The organism is Sphingomonas sp. CL5.1 (assembly GCF_013344685.1).
GTDB lineage: Bacteria > Pseudomonadota > Alphaproteobacteria > Sphingomonadales > Sphingomonadaceae > Sphingomonas.
In genome coordinates, this window is the sequence record NZ_CP050137.1 from 2767173 (window position 1) to 2784428 (window position 17256).

Below are 17256 nucleotides of genomic sequence, written 5' to 3' on the forward strand. Positions count from 1 at the left end.
GAGGATGGAGTTCGACGCCGCGGCCTATCGGCCAAGCCATTTCGCCTATGCGTTCGCCGATCGCGTCGCGACGATCACGCTCAACCGGCCGGAGCGCAAGAACCCGCTGACCTTCGAATCCTATGCCGAGCTGCGCGACCTGTTCCGCGCGCTCGTCTATGCGCCCGCCGTGAAGGCGGTGGTCGTCACCGGCGCGGGCGGCAATTTCTGCTCCGGCGGCGACGTGCACGAGATCATCGGGCCGCTGACCAGGATGGACATGCCCGAACTTCTCGCCTTCACGCGGATGACGGGCGATCTGGTCAAGGCGATGCGCAAATGCCCGCAGCCGATCGTCGCGGCGATCGACGGCGTGTGCGCGGGCGCGGGCGCGATCATGGCGATGGCGTCCGACATCCGCTTCGCCACCCCCGCCGCCAGGACGGCTTTCCTGTTCACCCGCGTCGGGCTGGCGGGCGCGGACATGGGGGCCTGCGCGATCCTGCCGCGCATCATCGGGCAGGGGAGGGCGGCGGACCTCCTGTTCAGCGGCCGCTCCTTCTCCGCCGAGGAGGGCGAGCGCTGGGGCTTCTTCAACCGCGTCGTCGCGGCGGATGCGCTCCAGGGCGAGGCCGCCGCTTATGCCGCGATGCTCGCGCAGGGGCCGACCTTCGCGCACGGCATGACCAAGAACCAGCTCGAGATGGAATGGGCGCTGCCGGTCGAAACCGCGATCGAGGCGGAGGCGCAGGCGCAGGCGATCTGCATGCAGACCAGGGATTTCGAGCGCGCCTATCACGCCTTCGTCGCGAAGCAGAAGCCGGTGTTCGAGGGGAACTGACATGGCCGACGACAGCTTCATCCACTGGCCGTTCTTCGACGACAGCCACCGCGCGCATCTCGCCGAACTGAACGCATGGTGCGCCGCCAACGCGCACGCGCTGCATGTCGAGACGGACGACGTGAACGCCGATTGCCGCAAGCTGGTGGCGCTGCTTGGCGCGGCGGGGGTGTTCCGCAACGCCGTGCCGGCCGCGCATGGCGGCACGCGCGATCGGGTCGACGTGCGTATGCTCTGCCTGACGCGGCAGACGCTCGCCTGGCATTCGGGGCTGGCCGATTTCGCCTTCGCGATGCAGGCGCTCGGCACCGGCGCGCTGGCGCTGGCCGGCGCGGAGACCGCCAAGGCACGCTATTTGCCGGGCGTCGCGGCGGGCGAACTGATCGCCGGTTTCGCGCTGTCCGAGAAGGAAGCCGGATCCGATGTCGCCGCGATGACGACGCGCGCCGAGAAGGTGCCGGGCGGTTGGCGGATCGATGGCGAGAAGACGTGGATATCGAACGGCCCGATCGCCGATGTGCTCACCGTCTTCGCCCGCACCGGGGGGGCAGGCGCGAAGGGCATCTCCGCCTTCTTCGTGCCGACCGCGACGCCGGGCTTCTCGGTGGTCGAGGAGATCGACGTGATCGCGCCGCATCCGCTGGCGACGATCCGCTTCGACGGCTGCATCGTCCCCGACGATCACCTGATCGGCGCGGAGGGCGAGGGCTTCAAGGTGGCGATGGCGACGCTCGACATGCTGCGCTCCACCGTCGGCGCGGCCGCGCTCGGCTTCGCGCGGCGGGCGACCGACGAGGCGCTGGCTCGCGTCACCACGCGCAAATTGTTCGGCGGCGTGCTCGCCGATCTGCAACTGACGCAGGCGTCGCTGGCGGACATGGCGCTGGGCAATGATGCGAGCGCGCTGCTGATTTATCGCGCGGCATGGGCCAAGGATCAGGGCCAGCCGCGCATCACGCGCGAGGCGGCGATGGCCAAGCTCTACGCCACCGACACCGCGCAGGCGACGATCGACAAGGCGGTGCAATTGTTCGGCGGCGCCGGCGTCGCGCGTGGCAACATGGTCGAGCGGCTCTATCGCGAGGTGCGCGCGCTGCGCATCTACGAGGGCGCGAGCGAGGTGCAGAAGGTAGTGATCGCCCGCGCGGCGATCGCCGATTTCCAGAAGGGAGCGAAGGCATGAGGGTGCTGCAACCGGCCGGCTGGCCGCGTCCCAAAGGTTATTCCAACGGGATCGAGGTGCGCGGACGGCAGATCTTCGTCGCCGGCCTGATCGGCTGGAACGCCGAGGAGAAGTTCGAGGCGAAGGACCTGCCTGGCCAGTTCGAGCAACTGCTGCACAACCTGATCGCCGTGCTCGCCGAGGCGGATGCCGGGCCGGAGCATGTCGTGCGGATGACGTGGTACATCACCGACAAGCAGGCCTATCTGCGCGACGCGAAGCGGATCGGCGAAATCTACCGCGCGATCATGGGCCGCGTCTTTCCGGTGATGGCGGTGGTGCAGGTCGTCGCGCTGATGGAAGACGAGGCGAAGATCGAGATCGAGGTGACGGCGGTCGTTCCCGACTGACCGGATTTTTTTGAGGATTTCAGGCATGACTCCTTTCGACTGGGCGGACCCTTTCTTTCTCGACGATCAGCTCTCCGATGACGAGCGGATGGTGCGGGACACGGCGCGCGCCTATGCGCGGGAGAGGCTGGCGCCGCGCGTGATCGACGCCTTCGCCAACGAGGTGACCGACCCGGCGATCTTCCGCGAGATGGGGGCGCTCGGCCTGCTCGGCCCGACGGTGCCGGAGGAATATGGCGGGGTCGGCGCGTCTTACGTCGCCTATGGCCTCGTCGCGCGCGAGGTGGAGCGGATCGACTCGGGCTATCGCTCGATGATGAGCGTGCAGTCGAGCCTCGTCATGTATCCGATCTACGCCTATGGCTCGGAGGAGCAGAAGCGCAAGTATCTGCCGAAGCTGGCGTCGGGCGAGTGGATCGGCTGCTTCGGCCTGACCGAGCCGGATGCGGGCTCCGACCCCGGCGGCATGAAGACCCGCGCGGTCAAGACCGACGGCGGCTATCGCATCTCGGGCAGCAAGACGTGGATATCGAACGCGCCGATCGCGGATGTGTTCGTGATCTGGGCGAAGTCCGACGCGCATGGCGGCGGCATCCGCGGCTTCGTGCTGGAGAAGGGCATGAAGGGCCTCTCCGCGCCGAAGATCGAGGGCAAGCTCAGCTTGCGTGCCTCGATCACCGGGATGGTGATGATGGACGAGGTGGAGGTCGGCGAGGACGCGCTGCTTCCCGAGGTGCAGGGGCTGAAGGGGCCGTTCGGCTGCCTCAACCGCGCGCGCTACGGCATCTCGTGGGGGGCGCTGGGCGCGGCGGAATTCTGCTTCCATGCCGCGCGGCAATATGGGCTGGACCGGCACCAGTTCGGCAGGCCGCTCGCCGCCAACCAGCTCTACCAGAAGAAGCTCGCCGACATGGAGACCGAGATCGCGCTCGGCTTGCAGGCGAGCCTGCGCGTCGGGCGGCTGATGGACGAGGGGAAGTTCGCGCCGGAGATGATCTCGATCGTCAAGCGCAACAATGTCGGCAAGGCGCTCGATATCGCGCGGATGAGCCGCGACATGCACGGCGGCAACGGTATCTCCGGCGAATATCAGGTGATGCGCCACCTCATCAACCTCGAGACCGTCAACACCTATGAGGGCGCCCATGACGTCCACGCCCTCATCCTCGGACGCGCCATCACCGGTATCGCCGCTTTCTGACGAACAGCGGCGATCAGCCCGCCGAACCGCGCGCGAATTGTCGTGTTGGCGCGAGCGGCTTGTGCGCGGAACAGCCTTGAGCGCGCTTCCGGATTGAACGATCAGGCGGCGCGGTCGGACGCGACAGCGCAGGCCAGCGCCTTGCCGTTCTCATCGGCGAGCGCCGCCTCGCGCAGCGTCCGGATACGTTCCGCCGCATCGGGGTGGCCCGCGAATGGCCGCGCCGCGTCCATGACCGTCCCGAAATTGGCGAGGCCGCGCTCGAACGTGTCGGAATAGCCTTTGATGAGCTGCTGGCAGGCGAGCAATTCGGTCGCCGCCGCGCGATCGCTCCGGGCGGTGTCACGGACGAAGGCCAGCCACTCCTCGATCCGCGCCTGCTCCTCGCGATAGCGCAAGGTCGAGCGGCGGATCGCGCGGAGCGATGCCAGCAGGCGCAATGTCAGGAACCAGCGCAGCCCCGTCGTCTCGACATGCCGGCCGCGTCGGAACAGCGGCTCCAGCCAGCGCGACAGGCGCGGGCTGCGCAGGATGAACGCGCCGATCCCGGCGGGCATCGTCTCGCACACCTCGCGCAGGCGCGGGTGCATATATTCGGTGACGGTCATCACCTGATCCGGCGCGAGCCGCACCTCCGCCGCGACGCGCGCGCTGCGGGTGGCGCGGACCTTGAGGTCGGCGACGCGGATCGTGTCCTCATAGGCCATCCAAAGCGCGAGGTAACGCGCCGCCTCGCCGGTCATGCGTCCATCGTCGTCCAGCGCCGCGATCGGCGCGAGGCGCGACAGATAAAGATCGGCATAGGCGCGGTCCTGATAATCCATCAGTCGCCGCACGCCCTCGATCGCGATCGGGCGCGCCGCCTCGGGCAGTTCCGCCTCGATCCGGGCGAGCAGGGCGCGGCCCGCCTCGGTGGTCGGCGCGGGCGGACTGGCCGGGACCGCCGCCGCCGGATCGCCGTCACGCGCGCGATCGAACCCCAGCCCGAAGCCCTTGAGGTTGCTTTCGATCGCCTTGCCGCCGTGGCGGATCGCTTCCTCGAACGCGTCGCGCGGGAAGGGGAGGCTTTCGCTCGCCGCCAGCGCGCCGAACATCACCGAACTGATGACGCTCCCTGAGGCCGAGGCGGCGGCCGCCATGTCGAAGCCGATGAAGCGATGTGACCGCCGCTCGGCCGCGTCGAGAATGCGGGCGCCCGCGCCGATGCCGTCGCCCAGCGCCGCTTTCTCGGAAATGGCATAGACGCGGTGGGTCGATCCGATCAGCGTCGTGCGGTCCTCGCTGACGAAGCCGCGCAGGATCGCGCGGCCCGCCTCCATCAATTCGGAGGCGATCACGATATCCACGTCGCCCGGCACCGGCATCATCGCCAGCACCGGATCGGGGCGGTTAGCGCCGCCCGCGCCGCGCCGGATCATCTCGATATAATAGACGGTCGATCCGGTGCGCTGCGCCACGCCGGGGACGGAGGTGCCCTGCGTGATATAGCCGTTGCGGCTGGCGACCTCCTGAATCCATTCGGCCAGCACGCCGCCGCCCTCGCCGCCGAGCGCGAGGATGGCGATGGTGATGCGATCGCGGTCGAGCGAAAAGGGAAGGTCCATCAGAAAGCCCTCGCGGCGATGCTGCGCGCCTGCCGCCGTTGCAGCCAGCCGATCACCGCCCCGCGCAGCCGCGCCTTGAAACGGTCCCGGCCGGTCGGGTTGGTGACGATGCTCGCCTTGTAGAAGGAGGGGCAGAGGATTGCGGCATGCGCGACCTCGCCGCAATTGCCGCAGCCCACGCAGCTATTGTCGATATGCGTCACCGGGTGCTGCCGCAGCGGATCGGGATTGGGCTGGATGCTCAGCGACGGGCAGCCGGAAAGGCGGATGCAGGCATGGTCCCCGGTGCAGGTGTCGGGATCGACGCCGAACCGCTCGCGCACCACGCGCTTGCCCTCCTTCGCCGCTTTGGCGAGCAGCGGCTTGATCCGGCGCTGCTTGTTCAGCATGCACTCGGATTGCGCGACGATCAGCTTCGGGCCTTTGTCCTTCGTGGTCAGCGCCTCGCGCAACGTGTCGCGCATCCGCGCCACGTCATAGGTGCGCGGCAGCGTGCGCGCCCATTTCACGCCGATACCGCGCGCCGCCTGCTCGATCGGATGGTTGGTCGCGCGCGTATCGTTCCGCGCGCGGGAGGAGAGGATGTCCTGCCCCCCGGTCGCGGCCGAATAGCCGTTGTCGACGACGATCGTCACCGTCTCGTCCTGGTTGAACACCGCGTTGCCGAGGCCGGAGGTGAGGCCGTTGTGCCAGAAGCCGCCGTCGCCCATCATCGCCACCGCGCGCTTGCCCTCCGGCTTGAACGCGGAGGCCGCCGCCGTGCCGAGGCCATAGCCCATCGTGGTGTTGCCGATGTGAAACGGCGGCAGGATCGAGAACAGGTGGCAGCCGATATCGGCCGAGACATGCAGCTCGCCCAGCTCGCGCTGCACCAGCTTCATCGCGGAGAAGATCGGCCGCTCCGGGCAGCCGGTGCAGAACCCCGCCGGGCGTGGGGGGACGTTGCCGGCAAGCTCCGGCTCGGGCGGGGCGGGGGGGAGCGGCGCCGTCGGAGCGCGATCGGGAGCCCAGGCTTGCAGGAAGGCGATCACGCCATCGCGGATCACCTGCCCTGAATATTCGCCCGCGCGCGGCATGACATCCTTGCCGACGATGCGCGTCTGGAGATCGGCCTTGCGGATCAGCGTGTTCAGTTCGTGCTCGATGAACTCGGGCTGCCCTTCCTCCAGCACCAGCACCGCCTTCTTGCCGGCGCAGAAGGCGCGCACCTCATCCGGGATCAGCGGATAGACGACGTTGAGGCAATAGATCGGCAGCTTCGAGGCGGCATAGGCGTCGGACAGGCCCGCCAGCTCCAGCGCGCGGTTGAGCGTGTTGAACAGCCCGCCCTGCACGATGATGCCGATCTCGTCGCGCTCGGGGCCGAACCATTCGTTGAGGCGGCGTTCGGCGATGAACTTCAGCGCGGCGGGCCAGCGCCGCTCGATCTTCTCGATCTCGTGGAGGAAGTTCGCGGGCGGCAGCACGATGCGCTCCAGGTCGCGGCGCGGATTGGCGGCGGCCTGCCCCACCGTCAGCGGCGGACGCCTGTTGTCCTTCGCAACGAAGCTGCCGGTCATGTGGCAGCTCCGCACGCGCATCTCGATCATGACCGGCGTGTTCGACGCTTCGGACAGCTCGAAACCGGTTTCCACCATTTCGACGATCGTCGGCAGGTTGGGGCGCGGATCGAGCAGCCACATCTGCGACTTCATCGCGAAGGCGTGGGTGCGCTCCTGCATGATCGAGGAGCCTTCGCCATAATCCTCGCCGATGATGACGAGCGCGCCGCCGGTCACGCCGCCCGAGGCGAGATTCGACAATGCGTCCGAGGCGACGTTGGTGCCGACCACCGATTTCCACGCCACCGCGCCGCGCAGCGGATAATTGACCGATGCGGCGAGCATCGCGCCCGCCGCCGCCTCGTTGGCATTGGATTCGAAATGGACGTCAAGCTCACGCAGCAAAGGATCGGCGTCCGAGAACACGTCCATCAGGTGGCTGATCGGCGATCCCTGATAGCCGCCGACATAGGCCACCCCCGCTTGCAACAACGCCTTGGTGACGGCGAGGATGCCCTCGCCCTCGAACGTCTCGCCCGCGCCGAGACGGAGCTTTTCGACCTCTTTCTTGAACGAGCGTTCGGCCATTTCCGTTACTCCGCGACCAGCGCGAGCACGCGCAAGGGACTACCCGAGCCGCCCGCGATTTTGAGCGGGGCTGAGACGATCACCGCGCCGGTCGGCGGAAGCTGGTCGAGGTTCTGGAGGCACTGCAGGCCATAGCGGCCCGCGCCGTGGAACAGGGTGTGCGCGGGATAGGGCGGGTCCATCAGATGTGCCTGACCGGCATCGGTGCCGATCGTCTCCACGCCGAAGCCGTGCGCGTCACGTTCCTCGATCAGGAAGCGGCACGCCTCCGGGTCCGGCCCCGGCGTGTGTGCGCCGTCCTCACGGCGGTTGGTGTAGGCGTCCACGTCGCGCTTCGACCAGTCGGTGCGGAACAGCACCCAGCTACGCGGCGGGATGCGGCCATGCTTCGCCTCCCACGCCTCGATCACTTCGCGGGTCAGGACGAAATCGGCGTCCGCCGCGCATTCGGCCGAACAGTCGATCACCACGGCGGGCGCGATGAAATTCTCCGGCGCGATCGCATCGACGGTGTTGGCCGGCAGGTCCTTGCCCGTCACCCAATGGATCGGCGCGTCGAAATGCGTGCCGGTATGCTCGCCGACAGTGAAGTTGTTCCAATACCAGGCGACGCCGCGCTCGTCATAGCGCGAAATCTCCTCGCGGCTGAACGCGGCGGTCTGGCCGAACGGCTCTGGCAGGACGAGGAGCGGCGTGTCCTCCGACAGCATCTGCGTCAGGTCGACGGTGCGGATCGAGCCGTTGGCGACGGCCTGCGCGAACTGGGTGAGCGTGGCGAGCGACATGGTTCCTCTCCTGTCGGCTGTTTCGAGTCGAACATTGCCCGAAAAAACGTGCATGTGCAACTAAATTGACAGCGTTGCGGCGGGTGGGTCACGGCGATATGCGCAGCGCATGAAAAAGCAGCCTGCCGACAGCCGGGGTCTGGGCGATCCGGGCACCACCGCATTCCGCGTCGGCAAATATCCTTTCTTCCTGCTCAACCGGCTGGTGAGCCGCTATAACGGCGTGATCGAGCCGCGATTGCGCGCGATCGGGCTGGATATCCCTTACTGGCGCGTGCTGATGATCCTCGGCGAGGCTTCCCCGCGCGGCGTGCGCGATCTCGCCGATGCGGCGGTGATCCCGCTCTCCACCATGACCCGCATCGTCCAGCGCATGGCGACCGCCGGGCTGGTCGAGGCCGGCCCCAGCGCGGAGGATGCACGGGTGACGATGGTGAAGCTCACCGCGACGGGCGAGGAGAAGCTGGCCGAGGCGCGTTCCGCGACTTCGCCGGTCTATGCCCGGACGATCGACGGCCTGTCCGCGCGCGATTTCGACCGATTGGTCGACCTGCTGGAGCGGCTTCACGCCAATCTGGGGGATCAGGCGATGTCGTAGCAGATCAATTCCGTCGCCCGTGGCTTTTCACGTGAGAGGGCCATCGCCGCGCCGAGTTCGCCGGGCAGCACGGCTCCGGCTTCGGCGCGCGCTTCGGGCGAGGTCCATTTCTCGACGAAATAGCAGGCGTCGTGCTCGCGATCGACGAGGATCTGGACGCCGATCAGCCCTGGCCGTCCGATCATCTCCGCGCCCAGTGCGTGCAGCGCCTCGACCAGCGCGTCCATCTGTCCGGGCAGCGGCAGGAAGCGGTAATCGAAGGCGTGGAGCGGCCCCTTCATGCAACCCCCGATGATGCGTGGTCGATCGCGGAGAAGATATCATGGACCGGCAATCGCACCGCATCGGCGATGGTGTCGCGATAGGGCGACAGGTTGGTGCATTCGAGGATGATCGCCTCCATCGAAGGAGAGCGCGCGACGAAATCCGTAATCGCGCGGAGGATTTCCACCCGCGCGATATCGGGCGAGAAAGCGTCGCACGGGACCGCGCCGGTGAGTGCCCGATAGAGATAATGGTCGCCCCCCAGTCCGTGGAAGGCGACCCCCTCGATCCGCTCGCCGAACGTGCGCCGCCATAGGGGCAGGAAGCCCAGCTCGACGCTGACGACGCCCACGCCGCCGGGGTATTGCGCCCGCAGGTGGTCGAGCAGGCATAGGGCGGAACTGACGAACGGCACCGGGCTGTCGGCCTCCAGCCTTGCCTGCCACGGCCAGAGCATCCCGCAGGACGTGGCGATGCATCGCGCCCCACACGCCACCAAAATGTCGCGGGCGCGTAGCAACGCGTCGAGCGACGAGGGGAGGAGGCCCTCGCGCATCTCGCGCAGGAAATCCTGGAAGGCGATCGCCTCGTAGAGCGTGCCTTCGGGCATCGACGCCGCATCGCCGATTTCGCCCGGCACACGCGGGACGCTCGAATTGGCGACGATGACGCCGAGGTCAGCCATGATCGGGCCAATGCCGCGAGATATGATCGGCGACCCGCGCGCCGCTCAGCGCCGCCCCGCCGAGTAGGGGCTGGTAGAGATAGTCGCCGGCGTAGAACACCCGCCGCTTCGACGCCTCCTGCAACGCGCGGAACCGCAACGCTTCCTGCCCGTAGCCCGGCATGAACAGCGGCGTCTTGCTGGCGATCTTCTGCACGAACCAACGCTTAGGTGCGGCGTGCAGCGCGGGGAACAGGCCGCGCATGTCAGCGAGGCAATAGTCCAGCACTTCGTCGTCGGCGATATCCACGCCCGAACGCTGCACGATCTCCGGCGCGACCGTCAGGGTGACGTGCGTCGCTGGCTGGCCATCGTCCGTCACCGCCGACACCTTGGCGGCGGAAATCCAAGGGAAGCGCGGGCCGGACAGGAACCATTGCCCGCCGGGATGCGCGCCAGCGAACAGGCAATGGCAGTAGATGGTGGCGTTATAGGTCACCCTGTCGAGGAACGCCCGTTCCTGCGCCGGCAAGGTCGAGACAAGGCCGGCGGCGCGATTACCCTCCACCGCGACGATCGCGAGGTCGAACCCGCGCGACTCGCCATCAGCCAGCGTCACCGTGCAGCCGCCTGCCTGTTCGGCGACGTCGAGCACCCTTACGCCGATCGTGACGCCCGCGTCCTCGCCCAGCTTCGCGGTGATCGCGCCGATGCCGCCGTCGATCGCCATCACCGACCGGTCGAACGCGAGCGCGCGCATCATGCTGATGAAGGTGGAAGGGGAGATGTCGTCCAGCGCCATGCCGCGCGCCGAGCGATAGACGATCCCGACCATCTTCTCCGTCAGCACGCGCCCCATGCGCGGCTCGCAGAAGGCGCGTAACGTCTCGCCGTCATGGGCAAGCGTGGAGCAGGCGTCGTCGCCGTCCGATCCGCGCGCGCCGAGCACGATTCCCGCCATGAACCGGCCGAGCCGGAATTTGTCCGCGACCGAGAAGTCCCGGCTGGTCAGGAATTGCGGCGTCGGGGTCATGTCGACCGACCATTGCCCGCTTTCGGCGATGCAGCGCGCCTGCAATCGCGGCAGGCGGCGCGTGATGTGGCTCAGCCCGTTGTCGGCGAGCAGCGTCCGCATCGCCGGGCTGAAGCCGTAGAAGATGTTGGCGCCGCTGGTGAAGCGCATCCCCTCGCGTTCGCAATTCGCCGCGCGGCCGCCGACCGTCGCCTGCGCTTCGTACACGGTCACGTCATATCCGGCGCGCTTCAGGCGGGTCGCGGCCGACAGCCCGGCGATGCCCGCGCCGATCACGCAGACCGTGGTCATCGGGCGAAGCAGCGCCCGTCGTTGTCCACCGGCACCTCGATCACGAACGGCCCCGGCGTGGCGGCGGAATGGCGCAGCGTCTCCATGAAATCCTCCAGCGATTCCACCCGGCGCGCAGGCACGCTCATGCTGGCGGCGAACGCGGCGAAGTCGATCGGCGCGAGATCGGTGCCGACCGTCCGGCCGAAATGGCGCCGCTGGTTGGCGGCGATCGCGGTGAAGCGCGAATCGTTGAAGACGATGCAGGTGACGTTCGCGTCATAGAGCCGCGCGGTCGCCAGCTCGAACCCCGACATGGCGAAGCAGCCGTCGCCCGCGAAGCACAGGACGCGCGCGCTCCGGTCGGTCATCGCCGCGCCGATCGCGGCGGGGAGGCCATAGCCCATCGCCCCGCTCTTGGGACCGAAATAGCGTTGCGGCCGGGCGGTCGTGAGATAGCGTTGCGGCAGATGCGCATAACGCCCCGCGCCGACGGTGAACGCCGCAGCAGCGGGGACGAGGGCGTTCACCACCTCAGCGATCGCGCGGGGATCGCCCGGCTCCAGCGGGCCGGGGATGGCGGTATAATCCTTGCGCAATCGCCGTAGCCGGGCCTGCCATGCGCCCCATCCGGCGCGCGCTTCTACCCGGTTCAGCAGCGCGACCACCGATGCCGGTCGGCCGCCCGTCGCGCGGTCCACCGGATAGGCGCTGAACGCGTCCGCCGGATCGGTCGAGACGGCGGCGATGAAGCGCTCGCCCGCATTGAATAGCCGAAAACCCTGGAAGCTGCCGGGCGCGAAGGTATTGATCTCGGACAGCCGCGCGCCTGCAAGCAAGACGAAATCCGCCTCGTCGAGCGCGGCCATCAATTGCGGGTCCGCGCCGATGCCGATCTCGCCGGCAGATGCTGCGCTGTCGTCGGCGAGGATATCGTTGAAGCGATAGGCGGAAACCGCCGGCACGCCCAGCCGCTCCAGCGCGGCGCGCAGGCCCGACGCATCGGCATCGCTCCACGCGCCGCCGCCGACGATCAACACCGGCTTCGCCGCGCGTTGCATCCGCGCGATCAGCCGCTCGGCATCGGCGGCGGGTATCTCGGGCGCGGCGATCAGCGGCCAGCCTTCGGCGCGGGCAGGGCGCGGTGTGACGGCTTCGTGCCACGCATTGTCGGACACGACCATTACGCCGACGCCCATGCGCGGCAGCATCGCGGCGTTGAGCGCGGCGGCGAACGTCTCCTCGATCCGGTCGGCCGCGGGGCAATAAACCGCGTGGCCGGTGATCGCGCGCAGCGTGCCGGCCAATTCGTCGCCCAGCATCACGTCCCGCCCGGTGTCATGCGCGATGCAGTCGCCGACGACCAGCAGCACCGGCGTCTCGTCGGTGCGGCAGCTATGCAGCGCGAGCGCGGCGTTGAGCGCGCCCGGCGCGCGTCCGACGAGGCACACGCCCGGCGCGCCGCGCATCGCGCCCGACACGCCCGCCATCGTCACCGCCGCATTCTCGTGCCGGCAGGTGACGAGGCGGCTCGCCTCGCCATCGCCCTCTACCGCGTCGATCAGCTCCAGCACGCCCTCGCCCGGTACATGGAAGATCGGCCCGGCAGTCGCGCGGCGGATCAGGTCCGCGAGCAGCTTCGCGCCGGTCAATTCCTGTCCCTCATGCTGCATAAGCCACTCCCGCCACCGGATGCTCGCGCCGCAGGCAGGCGCGCCACACGAGCAAGGGGCCGAATATGCCGCACAGGCCGATCACGACCGCCTCGCCCCACAAGATTCCGCCATGATCGGCGAAGACATGCTGCGCAAGATAGCCGACCAGGAACGAGCTGATCGACAGGCCGATCACGTTGTTGACGAACAGCAGCCCGGCGGAGAACTGGCCGCGCAGCTCCGGCTCCACCGCCATTTGCAGCGAGCTGTTCTCCGACGGCATCGACATGGCGGCGAAGAAGGTGCCGAAGAACAGCAGCACCATCGACTGCCCATAGCTCGGCGCGAACAGCGACCCCAGCACCAGCCCCGCCGCCAGCAGCCCGGACACCGCACCGACGATATAAGGCGCGGCGGTGCGGAAGCGCGGATAGAGCCGGTTGGCGATCGCGCCGCTCAACAGCGCGCCGCACCCGCCGCCCAGCGCGAAGCAGATGCCGACGTCGCGGCCGACCACCTCCGCCGGCATCTGGAAGCGCGAGAAATAAAGCGCCGCGCTCCATCCGAGCAGGGTGTAGAGAACGCAGGCGAGCATCGTATAGCCGCCCATCATCATGCAGAAGAATTGCCAGCGATCGCGGAACACGCGGATCGCCGATACGCGCGGCGCCGCTATCTTGCGCGCGGCCGCCATCGCGCGCGTCTCGGCGCTGCGCTTGGGATCGCGCAGGAACAGGGCGATCAGCACCGCGATGACATAGCCGGGCAGCCCCGCCGCGATGAAGGCGACGCGCCACACCTCATATCCGTCAAGCGGCGATCCGCCCGGCAGGCTGAGGAGATAGCCGCCCAGCAGATAGGAGAAGCCCGCGCCGAGGAACGACCCGAAGGAAAATGCCCCGATCGCGCCCGCGAGGCGGCGTTCCTCGATATAGTCGGCGAGATAGGAGAGCATCGCCGGGGCCAGCGCCGCTTCGCCGGCGCCGACCAATGCGCGCATCACGAACAGCTCCGCGAAGGAATTGGCGAAGCCGCAGCCGACCGTCGCGCTGCTCCACACGATGATCGAGACCAGGATGATCGGCAGGCGATTGCGCTTGTCGGTCTGCGTCGCCATCGGGAAGGCGATCAGCCCGAAGATGCACGAGAAGGCGAAGCCGGTGAGCAGCGCGAACTGCGTCGTGTCGATGTTCAGGTCGTGCTTGATCGGGTTGATGAGGATCGACAGGATCTGCCGGTCGATGAACGACATCAGATAGGCGAACATGAACAGCACCGTCGCCACCAGCCAGTTCGGCCGCTTGCCGGCATAGTCCTGCGCGGTGCTGGAAACTGGAATCATGGCGCGGGCCGCTTTCCTGATGAGGTGACCGGAGCCGGCGCCGCGGCCAACCGCCGTGCCCGCCGGCCTGTCTGCGCCGATAGCGCGTTTGACGGGGAACAGGCGACGGCAAACGCCTCCCGCGTCATGCCCCGCGCCGGTCGGGCCGGGGCATATCGTGAGAGGCGCCGCCGCAATGCGTCAGAAGCTCGCGCCGAGCCGGATCCCGTAGCGGGCCGGGCTTGCCGGATAGATCTTCGGCCCGTCGAGGCTGTTGTAGACGCCCATGTACGCCACCTTGTTCGTGACGTTCTCGGCATAGACCGAAACGTCCAGCCGCCCGGCGCGCACGCCGGCCTTCAGGTCCACCAGGACATAGGACGGCAGTACCGTGTAGAAATTGTCGTGGCTGTTGAACGTGCTCTGCGTGCGGTCGCGATAGGTCAGCCCGCCCTGGAGATAGGGAACGAGCTCCTTGCCCTGGTCGAACTCATATCGCGCCGTGAGCGATCCGGTCCAGCGCGGGGTGAAGGGGATCGGATCGCCCTTGTATCCCGGATTGCCGGTGCGCGCGATGTCGTCGGGCAATTGCATGGCCAGACGCGCATTCACGTAATTCACCGCGCCGGTGAGGCTGAAGCCCTTGGCCGGGTCGATCTGCGCCGTCACCTCGACGCCGTCGGTCCGGGTCTTGCCCGCGTTGAGCGTGTAGGTGAACGCCGTAGCGGTCTGGGCCTGCAACTGCTGGTTGGTCCAGTCGATATGGTAATAAGAGGCGGTGAGATAGATCTTGCGATCGAGCAGATAGGCCTTCACGCCGCCTTCGTAGTTCCACAGCGAGTCCGGGTTGTAGAGCAGCGGGATGCTGTCGTCGCCATAGGCCAGCGCGGAGAAATGCGAGGTATTGACCCCACCGAGGCGGAAGCCGGACGCCGCGCGGGCATAGAGGCTGATGTCCGGCGTCGGCTTGTAGAGAACCGCGAAGTTATAGGTCTTCTGCGATTGCCTGCCGCCGCCGTTGAAGGTCTGGCGCGGCGTGGTGACGCAGCCCTGCACCCAGCCGCACGCGCCGGAGATGTCCTGCACGGCATAGGAAACGTCGTTCAGCTTCGCGCTCATGTAGCGCATGCCGGCGGTGAGGGTGAGGTTCGGCAGCAGCTTCAGATCGGCCTGGCCGTAGATGCCATATTGCTTCGTCCGGATATCGACGGTGTTCGAATAGAGGACGACGTTGTGGAGCGTGCCGGACAGGTTCGAGCCGGGATTGACGAGGCCCTTCGCCTTGCATTCGGTATCCGTGTAGCAAGGGGCGTTGCCGTCCGCCCCGGTCAGGATCGTATTGCCGTCGGCGAAATTGTCGTCGTTCTGGTAATAGCCGCCCGCCACCATCTGGAACGGCCCCGAGAAGTGGGAGACGTAGCGCAATTCCCCGGTGGTCGCGGTATAGTCGATATTGCCCACATAGGAGGCGGGATAATTGATGCCTTTTCCCCTGGCGGTCGGCGTCGTGTCGTGGGGGGAGACGGTGTGCTTGTCGGTGCGCGTGAACACGCCGATGAAATCGCCGATCGCGCTCTTGTACGTGCCCGTCACGTTATAGGTGTTGTAGAGATCCTCGTAGATCTCGTTGGTGGCGAAAGGCGCGTTATAGGCGCCGGCGCTTTCGAGGAAGCCCTGCGTCCCGTCGACTCTGGTCTTCTGATGATTGACCGAGGCGGTGATGTCGAAATCATCCGTCACCTTCAGCGTGGCGATGATGCGCCCGCCGAACATGTGGGTGTCGTTGACGTTCCGGTGATTGGCTTGCAGCCCCTGCCAGTCGATGAAGCCGCCGCCCTGCTCGGTCCAGCCGACCACGCGGATGCCCAGCCGGTCCTTGATGATCGGCAGGTTGACGGCGGCATCGCCCGCAAGGAACGCATTGCCGCCCCTGACCCCGGCCACCTCGAGATTCTCGGTGGCGCCGAATTCTTCCAGGTCGGGCTTGCGGGTGATGACGCGCAGCGTGCCCGCCATCGACATCGCGCCGAACAGCGTGCCCTGCGGACCCTTCAGCACCTCGATCCGCTCGATATCGTGCAGTCGCAGGCCCGGCGTGCCGTCGCCGCGCACGTTCGAGTTGTAGCCGCCGAGCAGCGGGGTCTCGTCCAGATAGATGCCGGTGGTCTGGCCGACCGTGGAGGCGACGCCGCGGATGATGAGATTCTGCTGCGCCGCGCCATAGGTCTGGAGCGCGAGCGAGGGGTCGATCTTGCCGACGTCGCTCAGGGTGGTGACGGCGAAATCCTGAAGCTTCTGGCTGCTCAGGACGTCGACGGCGGACGGGATGTTGTTGACCGCTTCGCTGCGGCGATTGGCGGTTACCAGGATGTCCTGCGGCACGGCGGCGGTCTGACCGGTGCCGGCCGCCGTCGCGCTGGCCGCCTGCGTCTCGTCCGCATAGGCTGGCGAACAGGCCAGCACCGCCACGGCGTTGAAGGCGGAGAATCCAAGCAGCGTGAACTTCAGTTTCTTACGGATGTCGCGATCGTGCATCGCCCAATCCTCCCATGAGTTAGGTTTCTATGATATTGATTATATTTATTTATTCCGGGCCTTGCGGGCCGGGGCGGGTTCATCCCGGGGAAACACATGCGACCACTTCGATCTCGCAAACTCCGTCGGGGTTCGCGAGCGACCCGGCGCCGATCACGGACCAGGCCGGATAGGGCTTGCGGCAGAACTCGTCCTTGACGGCGGCCATGACGCGGATGTCCGCGCCGATATCGAGATGGAAGGAGGTCAGCTTGACGACATCGTCCCAGCCCGCGCCGCTCGCTTCGAGCACCTCGCCGATCTGCCGGAAAGCGTTGCGAAATCCTTCGGCGCGGTCGTCGCCCTGGCGGCAGACGGCGATCACGCCGGTCAGATAGACGGTCGAGCCGGCGACGAATGCGGAAGGAACATGGAACGCCAGATGCGCCGCCGCGAGCGAGGGGTGCACCACCTCGCGGCCACGCCCTCGCGCGCTGTGCGGGGCGGCGGATTCGAGCGCGACCGAGGTCGATTGTTCCGTCATCTCAGAACGCATCCCCGGCGCGCGACCGGGTGCGCCGGCGATCGGTCAGGGGCAACGGTTCGGTCTGGCTTCGCGCCATCGCGATCTTCCTCTCGGCTCTGTGGGGCGTTTTGCTCGTGAGGATCGAGCCTACACGCAAAGCGAATGAGCGGAAGGTCGCGGGGTTTGGCTGTCGGAAGTCCCGCTTAAGCAATCGGCAGAATGGCGCGCGATCGCTTCGCGGGCGGCGGCGGAACGGCCCGACGCGGCGTTGTCGCGCCCGTCCTTACGCCGATTCCGTTA

At 67.5% G+C, this 17256-nt stretch carries 15 protein-coding genes; 5 read left to right on the top strand and 10 right to left on the bottom strand.

Annotated features, from left to right (window positions below; all coding sequences use genetic code 11):
- Positions 1-4 precede the first annotated feature (4 nt).
- From F9288_RS13430 to F9288_RS13445, 4 genes are read left to right on the top strand one after another with little or no spacing between them, the layout of a single operon-like run.
- The gene (locus tag F9288_RS13430; protein ID WP_217482522.1) at positions 5-820 is read left to right on the top strand and encodes an enoyl-CoA hydratase family protein; all 816 of its coding nucleotides are present in this window, start codon (positions 5-7) and stop codon (positions 818-820) included.
- Position 821: 1 nt separating this feature from the next.
- Complete coding sequence (locus tag F9288_RS13435) at positions 822-2003, top strand: acyl-CoA dehydrogenase family protein (RefSeq protein ID WP_174837252.1); 1182 nt, start codon at positions 822-824, stop codon at positions 2001-2003.
- Positions 2000-2392 carry a RidA family protein gene (locus tag F9288_RS13440; RefSeq protein ID WP_174837253.1) on the top strand — a complete coding sequence of 131 codons (393 nt, stop codon included), beginning with the start codon at positions 2000-2002 and terminating at the stop codon, positions 2390-2392. Before F9288_RS13435 ends, F9288_RS13440 begins: the two co-directional genes overlap by 4 nt.
- A gap of 16 nt (positions 2393-2408) precedes the next feature.
- A complete protein-coding gene (locus F9288_RS13445) occupies positions 2409-3593 on the top strand; it encodes an acyl-CoA dehydrogenase (RefSeq protein WP_174839084.1) in 1185 nt (394 codons plus the stop codon).
- Between the two features lie 101 nt (positions 3594-3694).
- Here F9288_RS13445 and F9288_RS13450 read toward each other — a convergent pair whose 3' ends face one another.
- The 3 genes from F9288_RS13450 to F9288_RS13460 are packed head-to-tail and all read right to left on the bottom strand — an operon-like array spanning position 3695 to position 8111.
- Positions 3695-5197, bottom strand: coding sequence for an indolepyruvate oxidoreductase subunit beta family protein (locus F9288_RS13450; protein WP_174837254.1), 1503 nt, complete (start codon positions 5195-5197; stop codon positions 3695-3697).
- Positions 5197-7326: an indolepyruvate ferredoxin oxidoreductase subunit alpha gene (locus F9288_RS13455; RefSeq protein ID WP_174837255.1), complete on the bottom strand. Its 2130-nt coding sequence runs from the start codon at positions 7324-7326 to the stop codon at positions 5197-5199. Before F9288_RS13455 ends, F9288_RS13450 begins: the two co-directional genes overlap by 1 nt.
- 5 nt (positions 7327-7331) lie before the next feature.
- Positions 7332-8111 (bottom strand): cyclase family protein, encoded by a 780-nt coding sequence (locus tag F9288_RS13460; RefSeq protein ID WP_174837256.1) that lies wholly within the window; start codon positions 8109-8111, stop codon positions 7332-7334.
- Between the two features lie 109 nt (positions 8112-8220).
- Between F9288_RS13460 and F9288_RS13465 the strand changes: the two genes are divergently transcribed.
- Positions 8221-8709, top strand: coding sequence for a MarR family winged helix-turn-helix transcriptional regulator (locus F9288_RS13465; protein ID WP_174837257.1), 489 nt, complete (start codon positions 8221-8223; stop codon positions 8707-8709).
- Here the strand turns inward: F9288_RS13465 and F9288_RS13470 are convergent.
- The 7 genes from F9288_RS13470 to F9288_RS13500 form a co-directional block, all read right to left on the bottom strand.
- Entirely contained in the window at positions 8694-8990 is a 297-nt protein-coding gene (locus tag F9288_RS13470) for a putative quinol monooxygenase (protein WP_174837258.1), read from the bottom strand. The two genes, F9288_RS13465 and F9288_RS13470, sit on opposite strands and share 16 nt — an antisense overlap.
- Complete coding sequence (locus F9288_RS13475) at positions 8987-9658, bottom strand: aspartate/glutamate racemase family protein (RefSeq protein ID WP_174837259.1); 672 nt, start codon at positions 9656-9658, stop codon at positions 8987-8989. Before F9288_RS13475 ends, F9288_RS13470 begins: the two co-directional genes overlap by 4 nt.
- Positions 9651-10961, bottom strand: a complete 1311-nt coding sequence (locus F9288_RS13480; protein ID WP_174837260.1) for an NAD(P)/FAD-dependent oxidoreductase — start codon at positions 10959-10961, stop codon at positions 9651-9653. The genes F9288_RS13475 and F9288_RS13480 overlap by 8 nt, the downstream gene beginning before the upstream one ends.
- The gene (locus F9288_RS13485; RefSeq protein WP_174837261.1) at positions 10958-12613 is read right to left on the bottom strand and encodes a thiamine pyrophosphate-binding protein; all 1656 of its coding nucleotides are present in this window, start codon (positions 12611-12613) and stop codon (positions 10958-10960) included. Before F9288_RS13485 ends, F9288_RS13480 begins: the two co-directional genes overlap by 4 nt.
- On the bottom strand, positions 12603-13937 hold the full coding sequence (locus F9288_RS13490; protein WP_174837262.1) for an MFS transporter: 1335 nt from the start codon (positions 13935-13937) through the stop codon (positions 12603-12605). The genes F9288_RS13485 and F9288_RS13490 overlap by 11 nt, the downstream gene beginning before the upstream one ends.
- Before the next feature lie 180 nt (positions 13938-14117).
- Complete coding sequence (locus F9288_RS13495; protein WP_174837263.1) at positions 14118-16451, bottom strand: TonB-dependent receptor; 2334 nt, start codon at positions 16449-16451, stop codon at positions 14118-14120.
- 79 nt (positions 16452-16530) lie between these two features.
- The gene (locus F9288_RS13500; RefSeq protein ID WP_174837264.1) at positions 16531-16974 is read right to left on the bottom strand and encodes a Rid family hydrolase; all 444 of its coding nucleotides are present in this window, start codon (positions 16972-16974) and stop codon (positions 16531-16533) included.
- Positions 16975-17256 lie beyond the last annotated feature (282 nt).